At 45.4% G+C, this 17,519-nt stretch carries 16 protein-coding genes; 8 read left to right on the top strand and 8 right to left on the bottom strand.

Translation table 11 applies throughout. From position 1 onward, the window contains the following. Positions 1 to 4: 4 nt before the first annotated feature. Together ftsZ and lpxC are read left to right on the top strand one after the other, a co-directional pair. Positions 5 to 1,165 carry a cell division protein FtsZ gene (gene ftsZ, locus B4F66_RS07560; RefSeq protein ID WP_292357852.1) on the top strand — a complete coding sequence of 387 codons (1,161 nt, stop codon included), beginning with the start codon at positions 5 to 7 and terminating at the stop codon, positions 1,163 to 1,165. Between the two features lie 73 nt (positions 1,166 to 1,238). Further along, positions 1,239 to 2,156 carry a UDP-3-O-acyl-N-acetylglucosamine deacetylase gene (lpxC, locus tag B4F66_RS07565; protein ID WP_292357853.1) on the top strand — a complete coding sequence of 306 codons (918 nt, stop codon included), beginning with the start codon at positions 1,239 to 1,241 and terminating at the stop codon, positions 2,154 to 2,156. Here the strand turns inward: lpxC and B4F66_RS07570 are convergent. Next, positions 2,153 to 2,605, bottom strand: a complete 453-nt coding sequence (locus B4F66_RS07570) for a DUF721 domain-containing protein (RefSeq protein WP_292357855.1) — start codon at positions 2,603 to 2,605, stop codon at positions 2,153 to 2,155. The two genes, lpxC and B4F66_RS07570, sit on opposite strands and share 4 nt — an antisense overlap. Positions 2,606 to 2,753: 148 nt before the next feature. On the opposite strand from B4F66_RS07570, the gene B4F66_RS07575 reads away from it, so the two are divergent. The 4 genes from B4F66_RS07575 to B4F66_RS07590 all read left to right on the top strand — a co-directional run bounded on the left by B4F66_RS07575 (position 2,754) and on the right by B4F66_RS07590 (position 8,691). Continuing rightward, positions 2,754 to 3,551 carry a M23 family metallopeptidase gene (locus tag B4F66_RS07575; RefSeq protein WP_414673336.1) on the top strand — a complete coding sequence of 266 codons (798 nt, stop codon included), beginning with the start codon at positions 2,754 to 2,756 and terminating at the stop codon, positions 3,549 to 3,551. Between the two features lie 136 nt (positions 3,552 to 3,687). Continuing rightward, positions 3,688 to 6,399, top strand: a complete 2,712-nt coding sequence (gene secA, locus B4F66_RS07580; protein ID WP_292357859.1) for a preprotein translocase subunit SecA — start codon at positions 3,688 to 3,690, stop codon at positions 6,397 to 6,399. Continuing rightward, the gene (gene argJ / locus B4F66_RS07585) at positions 6,399 to 7,625 is read left to right on the top strand and encodes a bifunctional glutamate N-acetyltransferase/amino-acid acetyltransferase ArgJ (RefSeq protein WP_292357861.1); all 1,227 of its coding nucleotides are present in this window, start codon (positions 6,399 to 6,401) and stop codon (positions 7,623 to 7,625) included. Before secA ends, argJ begins: the two co-directional genes overlap by 1 nt. A 13-nt stretch (positions 7,626 to 7,638) precedes the next feature. Then, positions 7,639 to 8,691 (top strand): DUF3549 family protein, encoded by a 1,053-nt coding sequence (locus tag B4F66_RS07590; RefSeq protein ID WP_292357863.1) that lies wholly within the window; start codon positions 7,639 to 7,641, stop codon positions 8,689 to 8,691. Positions 8,692 to 8,693: 2 nt separating this feature from the next. On the opposite strand, the gene B4F66_RS07595 is transcribed toward B4F66_RS07590, so the two are convergent. The 5 genes from B4F66_RS07595 to B4F66_RS07615 all read right to left on the bottom strand — a co-directional run bounded on the left by B4F66_RS07595 (position 8,694) and on the right by B4F66_RS07615 (position 13,705). Next, on the bottom strand, positions 8,694 to 9,245 hold the full coding sequence (locus B4F66_RS07595; protein WP_292357865.1) for a pyridoxamine 5'-phosphate oxidase family protein: 552 nt from the start codon (positions 9,243 to 9,245) through the stop codon (positions 8,694 to 8,696). Then, complete coding sequence (gene def, locus B4F66_RS07600; RefSeq protein WP_292357867.1) at positions 9,229 to 9,792, bottom strand: peptide deformylase; 564 nt, start codon at positions 9,790 to 9,792, stop codon at positions 9,229 to 9,231. Before def ends, B4F66_RS07595 begins: the two co-directional genes overlap by 17 nt. Further along, positions 9,789 to 10,430, bottom strand: a complete 642-nt coding sequence (locus B4F66_RS07605) for a 2OG-Fe(II) oxygenase (protein WP_292357869.1) — start codon at positions 10,428 to 10,430, stop codon at positions 9,789 to 9,791. The genes def and B4F66_RS07605 overlap by 4 nt, the downstream gene beginning before the upstream one ends. A gap of 162 nt (positions 10,431 to 10,592) precedes the next feature. Continuing rightward, the gene (locus B4F66_RS07610; protein ID WP_292357871.1) at positions 10,593 to 11,822 is read right to left on the bottom strand and encodes a spore maturation protein; all 1,230 of its coding nucleotides are present in this window, start codon (positions 11,820 to 11,822) and stop codon (positions 10,593 to 10,595) included. 74 nt (positions 11,823 to 11,896) lie between these two features. Then, positions 11,897 to 13,705 (bottom strand): DEAD/DEAH box helicase, encoded by a 1,809-nt coding sequence (locus tag B4F66_RS07615; RefSeq protein WP_292357873.1) that lies wholly within the window; start codon positions 13,703 to 13,705, stop codon positions 11,897 to 11,899. A gap of 184 nt (positions 13,706 to 13,889) precedes the next feature. On the opposite strand from B4F66_RS07615, the gene B4F66_RS07620 reads away from it, so the two are divergent. Both B4F66_RS07620 and B4F66_RS07625 read left to right on the top strand, forming a co-directional pair. After that, on the top strand, positions 13,890 to 14,708 hold the full coding sequence (locus B4F66_RS07620; protein ID WP_292357875.1) for a formate/nitrite transporter family protein: 819 nt from the start codon (positions 13,890 to 13,892) through the stop codon (positions 14,706 to 14,708). Between the two features lie 12 nt (positions 14,709 to 14,720). Next, positions 14,721 to 14,930 carry a dodecin gene (locus B4F66_RS07625; protein WP_292357877.1) on the top strand — a complete coding sequence of 70 codons (210 nt, stop codon included), beginning with the start codon at positions 14,721 to 14,723 and terminating at the stop codon, positions 14,928 to 14,930. 16 nt (positions 14,931 to 14,946) lie between these two features. Here the strand turns inward: B4F66_RS07625 and B4F66_RS07630 are convergent, their stop codons facing one another. Beyond that, positions 14,947 to 15,510, bottom strand: a complete 564-nt coding sequence (locus B4F66_RS07630) for a BPSL1445 family SYLF domain-containing lipoprotein (RefSeq protein WP_292357879.1) — start codon at positions 15,508 to 15,510, stop codon at positions 14,947 to 14,949. A gap of 364 nt (positions 15,511 to 15,874) precedes the next feature. Continuing rightward, positions 15,875 to 17,473: an ABC-F family ATPase gene (locus B4F66_RS07635; protein ID WP_292357881.1), complete on the bottom strand. Its 1,599-nt coding sequence runs from the start codon at positions 17,471 to 17,473 to the stop codon at positions 15,875 to 15,877. Positions 17,474 to 17,519 lie beyond the last annotated feature (46 nt).

Here is a 17,519-nt window from a genome sequence, read left to right on the forward strand (position 1 = left end):
AATCATGACATTTGAATTGATTGATACATATACAGCAAATGCGGTTATCAAAGTCATCGGTGTAGGTGGCGGTGGCGGTAACGCTTTGGAACACATGGTGGCCAATAAAATCGAAGGTGTTGATTTTATCTGTGCCAATACGGATGCACAGGCTTTACGTAAAAGTAATGCCACTACACATTTACAATTAGGTACTGATATTACTAAAGGGCTGGGTGCCGGTGCCAACCCTGATGTAGGTCGACAAGCTGCATTGGAAGACCGTGAACGTATTATGGAAGTCATCAGCGGCGCTGATATGGTCTTCATCACTGCTGGTATGGGCGGCGGTACAGGTACCGGAGCTGCGCCAGTAGTCGCACAAGTTGCTAAAGAGATGGGAATTTTAACGGTTGCAGTTGTCACCAAACCATTTCCTTTTGAAGGCGGCAAAAGACTGAAAGTGGCTACCGCTGGTATTGAAGAGTTAAGTCAGCATGTAGATTCACTGATTACTATTCCAAATGAAAAACTGCTGAAAGTGTTGGGTAAGGAAATGAGCCTGCTTAATGCGTTTAAATCAGCTAATGATGTCCTGCTGGGTGCAGTTCAGGGTATTGCCGAACTGATTACCCGTGAAGGTATGATTAACGTTGACTTTGCTGACGTACGCACAGTTATGTCTGAGATGGGTATGGCTATGATGGGAACCGGCCGGGCTTCAGGTGAAAACCGCGCTGCAGAAGCCGCCAGACTGGCTGTTTCAAGCCCGTTACTGGAAGATGTTGATTTGGCGGGTGCGCGTGGCGTACTGGTTAATATCACCGCTGGCCTGGATATGAGTATTGGTGAATTTGAAGAAGTGGGTAACACTATTAAAGAATTTGCTTCAGAGGACGCAACAGTAGTGGTTGGTACGGTGATTGATCCTGATATGACCGATGAGTTACGGGTAACCGTAGTGGCAACCGGGTTGGGCGTTGCAAGAGCGGCAGTAGCAAAACCCGTTGAGACGACAACCGCAGCACCGCAAATCGAAATTGTTAAGAAGCCGGTTGACATTGACTATGATGAACCAACTGTTTTACGAAATGGTCGTAACAACGAACATAAACAAGTGGCTAATGGTGATGTCAACATGGATTATCTGGACATTCCGGCATTTTTGCGAAGACAGGCTGATTAATGTAGATGGTGAAGTCGTATAAGCCTATGATATTATTGTCAGATAATTAAACTAGAAAAGGGGGTAAAGCACCTTGATAAAGCAACGAACATTGAAAAATGTGATTCGTGCCACAGGTGTGGGATTGCACAGCGGTGAAATGGTCTATTTAACGCTGCGTCCGGCTGCCCCTAATACTGGCATTATTTTCCGACGAGTCGATCTGGATCCGGTTGTTGAAATCGAGGCCAAAGCTGAAAATGTGGGTGAGACAGCCCTGTCAACCACATTGATTCAGAATGGTCAGCGGGTCTCAACAGTGGAACATTTACTTTCAGCCTTTGCCGGGCTGGGTATCGATAATGCTTATATTGATCTCAATGCAGCAGAAGTTCCTATCATGGACGGCAGTGCCGGACCTTTTGTGTTTCTGGTGCAATCTGCAGGTATTGAAGAACAGGCAGTTGCTAAGCAATTTATCCGTATTAAAAAGCCTGTATTACTGGAAGATGGTGATAAATGGGCCAAGTTCGAGCCATTTGAGGGATTCAAAGTCTCTTTTACCATTGATTTTGAGCACCCGGCCTTTACCGGCAGACCACAACAGGTTGATGTTGATTTCTCCTCCACATCATTTGTTCGTGAAGTCAGTCGTGCCAGAACCTTCGGTTTTATGAAAGATATCGAAAAACTGCGGGAAATGAATCTGGCGCTGGGTGGTAGTATGGATAATGCCATTGTTGTAGATGATTTCCGTGTTTTAAATGAAGATGGTCTTCGTTATGAAGACGAGTTTGTCCGTCATAAAGTACTTGATGCGATCGGTGATTTATACCTGTTGGGCCATAGTCTGATCGGTGCATTCGTCGGACATAAATCCGGTCATGAAGTGAACAATCGACTGTTACGCAAACTCATTGCTCAGGAAGATTGTTGGGAACTGGTAACTTTTGAAGAAGATGCTGATGCACCTATTGTGTTCAGTCGGCCTGCCGCTTCAATTGTCAGCTAGGAGTTGTCACGAGTTTTACCTCGCTTAGCGAGTTTATGCAGCGCTGTTTTGAGCTGACCATCGTCTAACCCGGCGGCGGTCTGAGCAATCAGCGCTGCGTTGTTATTAGACATATCGATCATATTAGATTTTGCCGACTTCTCGGTCGGGTGCTGAGGTTTTACTTTTACCTCAACACGTTCAATTTGCGTAGACAACTCGCTGGAAAATGTTTTACAAATAGTAGCGGAATGAAAGCGTAATAAGCTGGCAATTGCCGCGTTTTCTGTATGTATGATGATTTTATTGTCTTTCATATTCGCCAGCTGGCAATGTCCTGCGAACTGCGAAGGTAAAATTTCTTGCAGAATGCTGTTAAGCTGGGTTAATTTTTGAGCGCGCTTCGAAATTTGTTGTAATTGCTGGTTTGCCTGGCAAACAGTACTGAAATGAAGCGGTTTATTTGACATGTCTCAATCCGGGACGAGGATAAGTATGCAGATTATCATAATATCCGCCGACAATACCGGCCACAAGCATTGGCATTTAAGCCGAACGAAATTGATGCTGCTAGTCACATTTCTATTAACCATGACGATTGCGATAACTGTCTCTACAATGAATTATATAAAAGATAAGACAGCTATTAACGATACAGTAGACTCAAAATTTTTCCCAACCGCTCGACTCCTCACCCCGAAAACCGATCCCCTCTCTATCAGTGATGACACAACCGCAAATGAAGCCATTCAGGGTTTTTACGCGCAGCAGTTAGGGGGCTTACAGGCTGAGGCCATTCGTCTGAAAATGCTTAGTCAGCGATTAGCTGAAATTGCAGGTTTTGAACTTTCTGACTTTGATTTGGAATTTGCTCCCGGGATGGGGGGTATTGAAAATTCCGGTGACTGGTTATCAAACGCCGAATTTGAAGAAAGTCTGGTTCGTCTCTCACAGGATTTTGCTGATCAACAGGATACCTTGACGGCATTACAAGAGTTTCTGATTACAAATGAGAATATCGCCGGAGCCATACCAAGTGGTCGTCCTGTGGTTGATGGCTGGTTATCTTCTTTCTATGGCTATCGCGTTGATCCATTTAATGGGAAAAAAGCTTTCCATGATGGACTCGATTTTGCCGGAAAAACCGGTAGCTCAGTGATTTCTGTGGCGGATGGAATTGTCAGCTGGGCGGGCATGCGTGGTGGATACGGTGGACTGGTTGAAATTGACCATGGAAATGGCTATGTAACCCGCTATGCGCATAACAAAACCATCAATGTCAGTACCGGAGATCGTGTTAACAAAGGAGATGTTATTGCGCTGATGGGATCAACTGGTCGTTCAACTGGACCTCATGTTCATTTCGAAGTATTAAGAGACGGTAAATCCGTTAATCCGTTTAATTACATCGAATAATTCCTCTTGTATTTGAAAAATCAGACACCACTTAAAAAAATGCGGTGAGTCTTCGATCTTCCCAACAGTACGCGTTATAATCACGCGTTTAATCAAACTGTCGTCAATTCGGCACATTCAACAGGTAGTTTAAGTCATGGTAGGCAAGTTTTTCAGTAAGGTTTTTGGCAGTCGTAACGATCGTGTAATCAAAAAACTGCAAAAACAGGTCAGCCTCATCAATGAATTGGAAAGCGAGTATGAAAAGCTTGACGATGCCGCTTTAAAATCCAAAACCATAGAATTCAAACAAAGACTGGATGATGGGCAAACACTGAATGATATCCTGGTAGAAGCATTTGCTGTCGTACGTGAAGCCGGTAAACGCATTATGGAAATGCGCCATTTTGACGTGCAGTTGATAGGCGGTATGGTGCTGAATGACGGAAAAATTGCCGAAATGAAAACCGGCGAGGGTAAAACGCTGGTAGCTACGCTCGCAGTATATTTGAATGCCCTGAGCGGGGAAGGCGTCCATGTTATTACCGTCAATGATTACCTTGCCAAACGTGATGCGGCCTGGATGAGCAAACTTTATGGTTTCCTCGGTTTGACCACAGGCGTCATTGTCAGTGGACTGAGTGGTGACGAACGGCGTGCAGCATATGCTGCAGATATTACCTACGGTACCAATAACGAATTTGGTTTTGATTACCTGCGCGATAACATGGCCTTTCGTCTCGAAGATAGAGTGCAGCGTCCATTAAATTTTGCTGTTATCGATGAAGTTGACTCCATCCTAATTGACGAAGCCCGCACGCCATTGATTATCTCTGGGCCAGCTGAGGACAGTTCTGAGCGTTATGTGCAGATAAACAAGTTGATTCCCAGTCTGACCCGGCAGGAAGGTGAAGATGAAGATATCACCGTGCCGGGTGATTACACCATTGATGAAAAAAACAAACAGGTACATTTTACCGAAGCTGGCCATGAAAAAATTGAGCATTTATTAACCGAAACAGGCCTGTTGGATGAAGATGCCAGCCTGTATGATGCGGCCAATATTGGTTTGATGCATCACGTAACTGCAGCGCTTCGTGCACATGTATTATTTCATCGGGATGTTGAATACATTGTTCAGGATGATCAGATAATCATTGTCGACGAATTTACCGGTCGTACCATGCCCGGACGTCGCTGGTCAGAAGGCTTACACCAGGCTATTGAAGCCAAGGAAGGGGTCAAAATTCAAAACGAAAACCAGACCCTCGCTTCCATTACTTTCCAGAATTACTTCCGTCTTTACAAAAAGCTGTCCGGCATGACCGGTACAGCGGATACTGAAGCCTATGAATTGCAGTCAATCTATGGTCTGGAAGTTGTGGTTATTCCGACACATCGTCCAATGCAGCGTAAAGACGAAGCCGATAGAATTTATCTGACAGCAAAAGAAAAGTTTGATGCGATATTGCTTGATATTCAGGACTGTGTGCAGCGAAAACAACCTGTTCTTGTCGGTACGGCCTCAATTGAAAGCTCAGAATATCTGGATAAATTACTGACCAAAGCCAAAATTCCACATGAAGTTCTGAACGCAAAATTTCATGAAAAAGAGGCACATATTATCGCTGAAGCGGGTAAACCGGGATCAGTCACTATCGCAACCAATATGGCGGGTCGTGGTACAGATATTGTTCTCGGTGGCAGTCTTGAAGCAGAGCTGGACAAGCTGAGTGAAGAGGCTGATGAAGCTGCTAAAGCTAAAGTGAAAGCCGAATGGCAACAACGTCATGATTTGGTTTTGCAAGCGGGTGGTTTACATATTATCGGTACCGAACGACATGAATCACGTCGTATTGATAATCAGCTGCGTGGTCGTTCCGGTCGTCAGGGTGATCCGGGCTCAACCCGTTTTTATCTGTCGCTCGAAGATAACCTGATGCGGATTTTTGCTTCTGAACGCATGGCCGGATTGATGCAGAAACTGGGTATGGAAGAGGGTGAAGCTATTGAGCATCCATGGGTCAGCAGAGCCATTGAAAATGCTCAACGTAAGGTTGAAGGACACAACTTTGATATTCGTAAACAGTTACTGCAGTTTGATGATGTTGCCAACGATCAACGTAAAGTAATTTATGAGCAGCGCAATGAATTAATGGCTGCGGATGATGTATCAGAAACAATTGTTTCAATGCGTAGCAGCGTCATTAACGACGTTATCAGTCTGTACATTCCACCTAATAGTATTGATGAACAATGGAATGTCAGTGGACTGGAACAGGCTTTACGCGATGATTTCGCTCTGGAATTAGATATCAGCGGCTGGTTGGAGGCAGATGATAATCTGCACGAAGAAAGTTTGCGTGAAAGAATTATCGAGGAAGCCGAAGCAGCCTGTCAGGCAAAAGAAGCTACTGTCGGGGCTGAGTTGATGCGTCATTTTGAAAAAGCCATCATGCTGCAAACTCTGGACACGCAGTGGAAAGAACATCTGGCTCAAATGGATTATTTACGTCAGGGTATCAATCTGCGTGGTTATGCCCAAAAAGATCCCAAGCAGGAATACAAACGTGAAGCTTTCCAGTTGTTTACTGCTATGTTGGACAGCCTGAAACATGAAGTTATCAGCCTGATTTCCCGTGTTAAAGTGCGTGCGCCGGAAGATGTCGCGGCGGTTGATGAGCAACGCCGTCAATCTGCTGATGTGGAGTATCAGCATGAAAGTGCCTCCTCTGAAGCAGAAGCCGAGGCAGAACATCCTACTGCGAACCAGCCGCTAACGCGAGATGGTAAAAAAGTTGGTCGTAATGATCCATGCCCATGTGGAAGTGGTAAAAAATTCAAGAATTGCCACGGCGCTGTCAAATAATGGCAGTAAATTTATCTGCTCCAATTGCTGCTGAATTAAAGCCTGTAAAAGGTGTTCGCCTTGCCACTACGAGCGCTGGGATTAAAAAGCCAGGGCGTCAGGATGTGGTTTTAATTGAACTGGCATCTGGAAGTCATACCGCAGCGGTTTATACCCGTAATGCATTTTGTGCAGCCCCGGTATTATTAGCCAGAGAGCATCAGCAACAATCATCTACACGCTATTTACTGATCAATTCTGGAAACGCCAATGCTGGAACCGGTGACGCGGGTATGGCGGCAGCAAAAGCATGTTGCCAGGCGGTGGCTCAGCTAGCAGAATGTGATACCCGTGCTGTATTGCCATTTTCCACCGGCGTTATAGGGCAGCCGTTACCTGTTGATAAAATTACCAATGCGTTACCTGAGGCGTTTACCAAACTAGCTGCTGATAACTGGTTTGCTGCAGCACACGCCATCATGACCACCGACACCATTGCCAAAGCGCGTTCAGTTGAACTGTCGTTAAATGGACAGCCAATCACACTGACAGGCATCGCAAAAGGCTCAGGCATGATTCGACCAGATATGGCGACCTTGTTGTCTTATATCGCCACGGATGCCGCTATAAGTGCCTCCACATTACAAAAGATGCTTGACGTTTCGATGGAGCAGTCTTTTAACAGTATTACCGTTGATGGCGATACCTCAACCAATGATGCCTGTGTCTTGATTGCTACTGGTCTGGCAGGTAATTCGATTATTGATGATATTGATAGCAGTGATGCACAACAATTTATTGAGGCCTTAAATAGTTTAAGTCGCTTCCTGGCCCAGGCCATTGTTCGCGATGGTGAAGGCGCAACCAAATTTATCAGCATTGATGTTCAACAGGGTGCTGATGCAGATGAATGTCGGCAGGTCGCCTATACCATTGCTCATTCACCGTTGGTAAAAACTGCATTGTTTGCCTCTGACCCAAACTGGGGGCGAATTCTGGCAGCGGTCGGTCGAAGTGGCTTGCCCAGTCTGGATTTATCGAAAATCGCCATTTACCTGGATAACGTATGTATTGTCGATGGGGGCCAGCCTGCTGCTGACTATACTGAAGAAAAAGGCCAGCAGGTCATGTCACAATCTGAAATAACCATTCGGGTAAAACTGGGTAGAGGCAACGTTGCCAAAACAGTCTGGACCTGTGATTTTTCTTACGATTACGTCAAGATAAACGCAGAATACCGTACCTGATACGGAGCAGGATATGGATATTGGACAGTTCAACACACTTAGCAAGTTTCTCAGGCAAAGTGGTGCACAATACCGGGTGTTTGATATGGGGCGCCGGGTTGGTAAATTAACCCCGGAACAGTTTGTCAGTTTTGATAATTGCCAGCAGCCTTACCCTTATCCTTTCAAACGTCACGCCCAAATAGGCATTATCTTCTGGCATCCGGATGCCCCAGAAAATCACTATGTATGGTTTCTTAAGTTTCCGCTGGATGAGCAGGGATTACTGGTTCCAGATGCCCGTGATGCTTTTCTGATGATGTTATTGGAAAGGCTCGGCGAAGCAATGTTGGCCGCCGCCGATGGTGAAAAAATTCAGGGAGCTCTGCAGGACAGTCCGTTCACCTTTCAGCCACGTCAGGATCGAATGGCCGCATTTAATGCTCACGCTACGCATGCACTGAAACAGCGCCCCTCCAAATATTACGATGCCGCCTATCGTTACTTCACTGGCGATCTCCCTTTGGATAAATGGCCTGGCTTGGCGATGCAGGGATTAGCTGATTTTGCTATTCGTCTGGATACCAATGAAGGTACATTAGGATTGATTAATACATTGCCTAAATTGCCTCAGGAACCATTTCATAATTTATGCGTTTTGCTGGAGCATGCAAGCCCTGCAGCAGGGGTAGTCGAAGTATTGGCACAGCAAGTAGATAATCAGTTACAGGAAAAACAACCCGATACAGCCAAAATCATTTCCTGTTTACGGGCAGCTTCCAATAGTCCTGCTCGTGGTTTAGTGGAGCGTATGGTGACTCAGGTGCTGAAACATCGTTGCAGTCGCGAAATTGAAGTGCTGGCAATAGTAAGTGGTCGAATCTGGTTGGCACTGGCCAAACAGCCAATCTGTGAGCTGTATCTTGAGCAACTTGCTCATAACGATGCTGGCCAGGCCGGTTTCAGCCAGTTATTGGCCGATCTGTTATTTATACCAGGGATGCGAGAGCCGGTTATGCAGGCTTTGCGTAATCCAAAACGTTCGGAAACTCTGGCAAAAGCCGTTGGGGAAATGTTCGGTCAATAGGATCAAATATTCTTTTTTACAATATCAGTTTCAATTCCATCCAGGCTGAATTGATTTTTTTCCCGCCAATATTCTTTAATACCAGTTTCACCTTTGCGTTCAGCCCAGTTATTCAGTAGTTCGCGTTCACCGACAAATTCAAAATAAGGTACAGCCATACCACATGAGGTCTGAACCAGATCGATATCCAGAATAAAAATCTGTCTGGCACCAGGTAATGGATCAAATAAGCCATACAGACTCTGCCACTCAGGATCTTTTTGATGTATTGCACGAGCCTGACCATAGACTCGTAGAATCAATGGCTTTCCTTCAAATGCACAAAACATGATGGTCATTCGAGGGGATTCCTCAATATGCGCAGCTGTTTCATTGCCGCTACCGGTCACGTTCAGCCAGACTAAACGATTACTGTTTAAAACTCTTAACGAGTCCATTCCCTTTGGGGAAACATTAACACGGCTGTCAGCCGTCGCTGTTGCTACAAAAAACAGATGTTGTTGATGAATAAACTGAATCAAACGATCAGATAGCGAATCAAACTGTTGTGCCATTATTGTCTCTGCCCTTGGATTTTTCAGCCAGCATTGAACGCCAGCTGGATTCGGTCATCATTTCCATTGTCGATTCCACCCGATCGACAAAAACTTTTCCGTCCAGATGATCCAGTTCATGTTGAAACAATCGAGCCATAAAGCCCTCATATGTGGTTTCAACCTGAGTAGCATCACGCAACCAGTAGCGCACTTGTATTTGCTGATAACGTGGTACCAGAGCTCGAAGACCGGGAACACTCAAACAACCTTCCCAGTCTTTTTCTGTATGCGCTGAGTGCCAGACAATTTCGGGATTTATTACACAGGTTGCCGGCATCTCGGGTGCATAGGGATAACGCTCATTAGGATGACTCGACATAATAAAAAAGCGTTGGTTAATACCAACTTGCGTGGCGGCAATCCCCATACCCCCACGCTGTTGAACAAAGGTGATCAGATCATCAATTTTTTGTTGTAATACAGGGTCGTTTATCTCGGATACCGGCTGGGCAATTCGACGTAAATCATCCTGACCTAATTCCAGAATGTTAAAAGATGTGTTCATATTATCGGGGCCTGCAATGGATCCTGAATCCGGAACCAGCCTGCAATGCTGTAACGATCCCGTTTCGAGGGGAGAACTTCATGCGGAAACTGCTCACTTAAAAAAACCACAAATGTGCCCATTTCAGGTTCAACAGATAGAATCAGATTATCATCATTGATGTCATAGATCTGCAATTGGCCACCATCCTGAGTTTGCCAGAATGGGTTTAAATACATCACCGTTGTTAATACACGGTTGGACTGACCTTTAAATGCATCGACATGACGTTTGTAGAAGGCCCCTGAAGGATAATGGGCGTAGTGTGATTCATAATCAAACAAGCCGAGAAACAACCGTTGATTCATTGCCAGCCGGAAATCTGCCATATGGGTGAGATATGCCAGGTCGATGCTATTATCCGGGTCTAGCCAACGGGTTTCATCGGTGCGGATTTTCTCATTTAGCTGATGTTGTCGTTCCCGGCCTATTCCGGCCTGACTTAAGTCATTATGCTCATCCAGACGGGCAACTCTGCGGTATAGATCATGGGTTAAAGCGGGAGGCAATAATTGTGGCAGGATACAATAACCGTGGGTGGTCAGCGCATCAGCAATCAGATCAAATACGGCATAATCAACAACAGACTGAGCGTTCAAAGAAGCGATTCTCCAGAAGAGTGAGTAACTTTGTTATGGTTAATTGACATAGCTAAGCCATTGAACGGGCGATAGAATGTAGCAGAATTTGATTTTCTTTGAAGGATTATTTTGTGCTGGTGTCGTTATTGCTGGCAGCAAAAAAAATCAGGCAATAATCTTTCAACCGAAAAACCAGTAGGCGACCAGAATGGCTGCGGTGATGCCGGCAACATCTGCTGCCAGTCCACAGGCAACAGCATGACGGATTTTCTGAATTCCAACCGCACCAAAATAAACCGCCAACACATAAAAAGTGGTTTCAGTGCTGCCCTGAACTATTGAAGCAAGTCTTCCGGCAAATGAATCTGCCCCATGTACTTCCATGGTATCGATCATCATGGCACGAGCCCCGCTGCCACTGAAAGGCTTCATTAACGCAGTGGGTAATGCATCGACAAACCTATCATCCATTCCCAGCGCCAGTACGCCGGAACGAATACCATCTGCAATCAAGTCAAGCGCCCCACTGGCACGGAAAACGCCAATTGCCACCAACATGGCAACCAGATAGGGAATAATCATTACTGCCGTCGAGAAACCTTCTTTGGCCCCTTCAATAAAAGCCTCGTAAGCATTGACCCGTTGCCATGCCGCCGCCACTATAAATGCGATGACCAATGAAAAAATGACGACATTGCTGATAATGGCGGATTGCACCAGCATCTGTGATTGTTCCAGACTGGAAAAATAGGCTAACAGACCAAATACAAAGGCACTGAATCCCCCCAGATACATCAACACTACCCGGTCCAGAAGGTTAATTTTCTGTACTGCCGCCACAGTGATTAAACCAATCAAGGTGGAAAAATAGGTGGCAATTAACAATGGTATAAATACGTCTGTAGGATTGGCAGAACCCATCTGAGCGCGATAGGTAAAAATAGTGACTGGAAATAACGTAACGGCAGAGGTATTAATTACCAGAAACAGGATCTGGGCGTTACTGGCGGTATCTTTTAACGGATTAAGCTTTTGCAGTTCCTGCATTGCTTTAATACCTAATGGGGTCGCGGCATTATCCAGTCCAAGCGCATTGGCTGAGATGTTCATCACCATCGCTCCGAGGGCCGGATGATTCTTTGGTACCTCTGGCATCAGCCGTGTAAAAAGCGGGGATAATCCTCGGGTCAATAATTCGACAAAGCCACTGCGTTCGCCAATTTTCATAATACCCAGCCACAGGGCAAGAATACCGGTCAGGCCAAGTGCAATTTCAAAAGCTGTTTTGGACAGGGCAAACATTGCCTGCATGATCTGGTTGAAAATTTCGGTGTCGCCTAACACCAGCAGCTTAAATAAAGCCACTGCAAAGGCAATGAGAAAAAAGGCGACCCAGATGATATTCAGCATGAACGCTATTGTGGCATGCTCAAAAAAAAAGTCACTGCTGGCAGTGACTTTTTATTATTGAGAGAGTTTAGTTTTTAGCTTTTCTTAAACTTCCTGGCTGGTTTGCTTTTTGGACCGTCTTTACGATCTTTGCTGAAGTTACGGCGTGATGGGCGGGCTGCCGCACTTTCCGCAACAGCTTCATCAGTCGCCAGGCTCATATTCAGTTGTTTGTTATTGACCCAAACCTTGCGTATTTGCTGGAACATATCTTTTGGCATGCCTTGTGGCAAGTCAATCAGACTATGATCCTCATTAATGGTAATACGGCCGATAAATTGACTTTCGATACCTGACTCATTAGCAATTGCGCCTACCAGATTCCGTGGTTCAATTTTGTCGGCGCGACCGACTTCAACACGGTAAGTATCCATATCCGGCTCATTTGGATGTGGACGTGGAGCCCGTTTTTCTCTTGGTGGACGGTCTTCACGGCTGCCCCGGGCAGGACGTTCACCACGTTCCTGACGTGGTCCGCGTTCGCGTTCTTCACGAGCTGGTCGTTGTGTAACATGTTTAACCGGTTTTAACGGACGGTCTTTCTGTACCAAAAAGGCTAATGCGGCAGCGATTTCAATCGGGTCGGCATTATGTTCCTGTTGATATTGACTGATTAAGGTTTCGAAATAAGCCAGTTCCTGAGACTCAATGGTTTCACTGAGTTGTTCCATGAATTGCAGAACACGGCGATCAGCAATATCTTCACTGCTCGGTAATTGCATTTTGGTAATTACCTGGCGCGTGGCTTTCTCGATGGCACTTAACATACGTGTTTCGCGAGGGGAGACAAACAGAATGGCCTCACCTTTACGACCAGCACGACCGGTACGGCCAATACGATGCACATAGGACTCGGTATCGTAAGGAATATCGTAGTTGACCACATGGCTCATGCGTTCGATATCCAGACCACGTGCAGCGACGTCGGTGGCAATCAGGATATCAATACTGCCTTTTTTCATGCGTTCGATGGTTTTTTCACGCAATGCCTGATTCATATCGCCATTAATCGCCGAAGCAGAATAACCACGAGCTTCCAGCTTTTCAGCCAGCTCAACAGTGGCGTTTTTAGTGCGCACGAAGATGATCATGCCATCAAAGTCTTCGACTTCCAGAATGCGGGTTAACGCATCCAGTTTGTGCATACCGGTTACTTGCCAGTAACGCTGGTTAATGGTGGTGACAGTTGATGTTTTGGATTGAATGCGTACATCCACCGGATCTTTCAGATATTTCTGTGCAACACGGTGAATAGGACCAGGCATGGTAGCGGAGAATAAAGCTACCTGACGTTTTTCGGGGGTTTCTTTAAGGATGGTTTCTACATCATCAATAAAGCCCATACGCAGCATTTCATCAGCTTCATCAAGCACTAATGCTTCAAGTTTATCCAGCTTCAATGTGCCACGACGAATGTGATCCAGAATACGACCCGGCGTACCGACAACAACTTGTGGTTTACGTTGTAATGAGCGTAATTGGATGCCCATGCTTTGACCGCCATAAATTGGCAGAATATGGAAATCTTTCAGGTGACGAGCGTAGCTTTGGATCGCTTCTGAAACCTGAATAGCCAATTCACGAGTCGGTGCTAACACCAACATTTGGGTGGCTTTGTTTTTCAGATCTATACGGCTTAACAGCGGTAAGGCAAAGGCAGCGGTTTTACCGGTACCGGTTTGGGCCTGACCAAGTAAATCTCTACCAGCAAGTAAAGGTGGAATACTTTGCGCCTGAATTGGCGAAGGTGTTTCATAACCGGCTTGTTGTACAGCTTGTAAAATTGGAGCAGCTAACCCTAACTCAGCGAATGAGGGTGTTGAATCGTTTTCTGGTGTGGACATTGAATAACCTGTGATGGGCAGCTTTGGAAACAAAGCTGTAAAAGTGACATTTGCGAGCATGCAATTATACGTGCCCACTCAATGAAAAGATAGCAAAATCATTCATTTATTTCGATGGGCATGGTGCTGTAAGCACATGTATGTGATTATCATCTAACTTGTTTTTCATAATTGGGAAAATATCATGGATCCATTTTCAGTTGATGCTTATACCCCGGCAGAAATTGCTCGTCGTCTGGAAAAAATCAGTATGAGCAAATGTACTGTGGATCCATTAAGAGTTTTTGCTCTCTCATTATTAGCTGGAGCGTTTATCGCGCTGGGAGCGGCATTCTTTACACTGGTGACCTTTGACGTTGGCAATATGCCTGCTGGAATTATGCGACTAATTGGCGGATTGGCATTTTGCCTGGGATTGATTCTGGTGGTGGTTGCCGGGGCAGAATTATTTACCGGTAACAACTTATTGGTGATGGCCTGTATCGATGGCCTGATTAGTTTTAGGCAACTGATTCAGAATTGGGCAATTGTTTATATTGGCAATTTTATGGGGGCAATGGGCATTTTATTGTTGATGTATTTAAGTGGCTTATGGTGGCAGGGCGATGGGGCTCTTGGCCATAAAGTGGTGGCGATTGCTGACAGTAAAGTGAATCTGAGCTGGATTGAGGCGTTCACTCGTGGTGTATTGTGCAATATCCTTGTATGTCTAGCCGTCTGGTTGTGTATGGCGGGGCGCAGTGTGACTGATAAAGTGCTGGCAGTAATTTTTCCTATTACCGCCTTTGTCGCTCTTGGATTTGAACACTCTGTTGCTAATATGTTTTTTATTCCGGCTGGGTTACTGGCAGAAACACAAGCAGAAACCTCACTCGTCATCTCAGAACAGTTAACGATTGGTGGTTTTTTCTGGCATAACTTGATCCCGGTGACATTGGGCAATATGCTGGGAGGCAGTATCTTTGTCGGCCTGTTTTACTGGTTTATCTATTTACGCAAATAACAAGGAATTATTATGACTGAACATGTTTATAAACATATTGAAATCACTGGCAGCTCTGCTGAAAGTTCAGATAAAGCCATTGAGAACGCGATTGCAAAAGCTGCTGAGACCGTTAAAAACCTGCATTGGTTTGAAGTAACGGACACTCGCGGTTATATCGAAAACGGCGGAGTCCGTTACTGGCAGGTCACTATCAAAATCGGTTTTCGTATCGAAGGCTAAAAACAGGCCTCCAATACTACTTATTGAGCTTGGTAAACTTGGCGCCTTCGAGCGTCAAGTTATACATCAACCCTTTGTTACTGAAGACAAAGCCAACAATCGGATCTTTGATATCAGTAGTATTGATATCTTCACCCACGCCCCATTCAACTACTGCTACCGAACCATCAACCCCGGCTTTCCAACCCTCGCTGTCACGAAATTGTTTTAAAGCCTGATCATTCATAAATACCAGGATCACCGTTTTTTGTTGGGCTCCCAATTGAAAGCCGATCGAGGCACCCGCAGTATTGTAATAATCCACAGTGCTGCCGCCGATGCGAAGTGCACCTTCACCATATTCACCGCCAATACCAAATCCGGCTTTAATGACATCCGGAAAAACTAATACGCCTTTTGCTTTTTCGAGGAAACGATCTCCACCAGAAACTTCACTCTTGAAACGTTTCAGAGCTTCATCGACTTTGATATCAATTTCAGTGGCAGATGCTGCTTGGGATGGTGCAGATAGAGTAAACAATGCAAAAGCGAAAAATATCGCTAATAAAACAGGGAGATAAAACATTTGTCGGTATAACATGCTGAAAATCCTCAACGACGTTATTGGGATTTCAAAATAGCATGCGAAATGAATACAGGGAAGTAGGTCGGTCAATGCGCCGATAAAGCGCATTGACCCGGATTAGAAGTGTCGAGCCTAGGGTTTGTTGCTCTTTCATATCCACCACTGCTGGCGGCTATTTTTGTGTCCGACAAGGCGGAAAGCACGCAGTGTAGCCTTCCTACATAAGTGATTGACAAATGAGTCTGGAACTCATTTGAACAGCTTAGCTGGCCGCGTAGCGGTGAAATACAGGGATGTATTTCATACAACGCAGGCGGCCGCAAAAATAGTCACAGCCCTTCAGCTCACAACAGAGGCGGAGATGTAAGACCAACAAGCCCTAGTTATTAATACCAAGACTTTTAAGGTACTCATCATAGCTGCCGGTAAAGTCAGTGATACCTTCATTTTCCATATCAAACACACGTGTTGCCAATGACGATACAAATTCACGGTCATGGGAGACGAAGATCAATGTGCCTTCGTAATTTTCCAATGCCAGGTTAAGTGATTCGATAGATTCCATATCCATATGGTTGGTCGGCTCATCCATCACCAGAATATTGGGTTTTTGCAAAATAAGCTTGCCGAACAACATGCGGCCTTTTTCACCACCAGACAGCACATTGACCTTTTTATCGATCATATGACCGGAGAACAGCAGGCGGCCTAGAGTGCCACGAATAACCTGTTCATCATCTTCAGGGCTACCCCATTGGGACATCCACTCAAACAGAGTCATATTGTTTTTAAACAGATGATCATGATCCTGTGCGTAATAACCGATATTGGCATTTTCCGACCATTTTACATTGCCGGATTTTGGGGCCAGTTCACCGACCAGTGTTTTCACAAAGGTGGTTTTACCGATACCGTTAGGACCAATCACGGCAATTTTTTCACCCACTTCTGCCATAAAACTGAAGTTTTCAAACAGCGGTTTTTCGTTATCGTAGCCCTGTGTCAGCTTGCTGACTTCCAGTGCATTTCGGAACAGTTTCTTTTCCTGATTAAAACGAATAAACGGATTCACCCGGCTGGAAGGTTTAATGTCATCCAGCTGAATTTTTTCCATTTGTTTTTGACGGGACGTTGCCTGTTTTGCTTTGGAAGCATTGGCAGAGAATCGTGAGACGAATTCCTGCAGCTCTTTGATCTGCGCTTTTTTCTTCGCATTGTCTGATTGCAGACGTTCACGTGCCTGGGTGGAAGCAATCATGTATTCATCATAATTTCCTGGATAAATACGTAATTCGCCGTAATCCATATCGGCCATATGAGTACAGATACGATTGAGGAAATGGCGATCATGCGAAATGATGATCATGGTGCTGCTACGTTGGCTTAATACCTCTTCCAGCCAGCGAATAGTGTTGATATCCAAATGGTTGGTCGGCTCATCGAGCAACATAATATCGGGATCAGCAAACAGTACCTGAGCCAGCAGAATACGTAGTTTCCAACCGGGAGCGATTTCGCTCATCGGGCCATAATGCTGTTCAACCGGAATACCGACGCCTAATAATAATTCTCCAGCTCGGGATTCAGCAGTGTAACCGTCCATTTCCGCATATTGACCTTCCAGTTCAGCGACTTTCAGACCATCTTCTTCACTCATTTCCGGCAAGTTATAAATGCGATCGCGCTCACGATGCACATCCCATAAATCAGGTTGCCCCATAATCACCACGTCAATAACGCGTTGATCCTCGTAAGCAAACTGATCCTGTTTTAATACGGCATAAGATTCATTGGGGTCGTAACTCACATTACCGGAGGTGGGCTCTTGGACGCCGGCCAGAATTTTCATAAACGTCGATTTCCCGCAACCATTGGCGCCAATCAGACCGTAGCGATTGCCACCACCGAATTTGACCGAGACGTTTTCGAACAGGGGCTTGGCCCCGAATTGCATGGTAATGTTAGCAGTGCTTAACAAAGTTAAAATCCTGTATCTAAAGGAGAAATTCAGACGTGCTGAAAAA

It is taken from the genome of Methylophaga sp. UBA3603, assembly GCF_002375335.1.
In the GTDB taxonomy this organism is placed as follows: domain Bacteria; phylum Pseudomonadota; class Gammaproteobacteria; order Nitrosococcales; family Methylophagaceae; genus Methylophaga.

Excerpts from the sequence above, each read along its gene's own strand:
- B4F66_RS07595 (WP_292357865.1), bottom strand. The coding sequence starts at position 9,245 with ATGGCACAACAGTTTGATTCGCTATCTGATCGTTTGATTCAGTTTATT.
- B4F66_RS07575 (WP_414673336.1), top strand. The coding sequence starts at position 2,754 with ATGAATTATATAAAAGATAAGACAGCTATTAACGATACAGTAGACTCA.
- B4F66_RS07625 (WP_292357877.1), top strand. The coding sequence starts at position 14,721 with ATGACTGAACATGTTTATAAACATATTGAAATCACTGGCAGCTCTGCT.
- B4F66_RS07615 (WP_292357873.1), bottom strand. The coding sequence starts at position 13,705 with ATGTCCACACCAGAAAACGATTCAACACCCTCATTCGCTGAGTTAGGG.
- B4F66_RS07620 (WP_292357875.1), top strand. The coding sequence starts at position 13,890 with ATGGATCCATTTTCAGTTGATGCTTATACCCCGGCAGAAATTGCTCGT.
- secA (WP_292357859.1), top strand. The coding sequence starts at position 3,688 with ATGGTAGGCAAGTTTTTCAGTAAGGTTTTTGGCAGTCGTAACGATCGT.
- B4F66_RS07610 (WP_292357871.1), bottom strand. The coding sequence starts at position 11,822 with ATGCTGAATATCATCTGGGTCGCCTTTTTTCTCATTGCCTTTGCAGTG.
- argJ (WP_292357861.1), top strand. The coding sequence starts at position 6,399 with ATGGCAGTAAATTTATCTGCTCCAATTGCTGCTGAATTAAAGCCTGTA.
- B4F66_RS07590 (WP_292357863.1), top strand. The coding sequence starts at position 7,639 with ATGGATATTGGACAGTTCAACACACTTAGCAAGTTTCTCAGGCAAAGT.
- ftsZ (WP_292357852.1), top strand. The coding sequence starts at position 5 with ATGACATTTGAATTGATTGATACATATACAGCAAATGCGGTTATCAAA.
- B4F66_RS07630 (WP_292357879.1), bottom strand. The coding sequence starts at position 15,510 with ATGTTATACCGACAAATGTTTTATCTCCCTGTTTTATTAGCGATATTT.
- def (WP_292357867.1), bottom strand. The coding sequence starts at position 9,792 with ATGAACACATCTTTTAACATTCTGGAATTAGGTCAGGATGATTTACGT.
- B4F66_RS07570 (WP_292357855.1), bottom strand. The coding sequence starts at position 2,605 with ATGTCAAATAAACCGCTTCATTTCAGTACTGTTTGCCAGGCAAACCAG.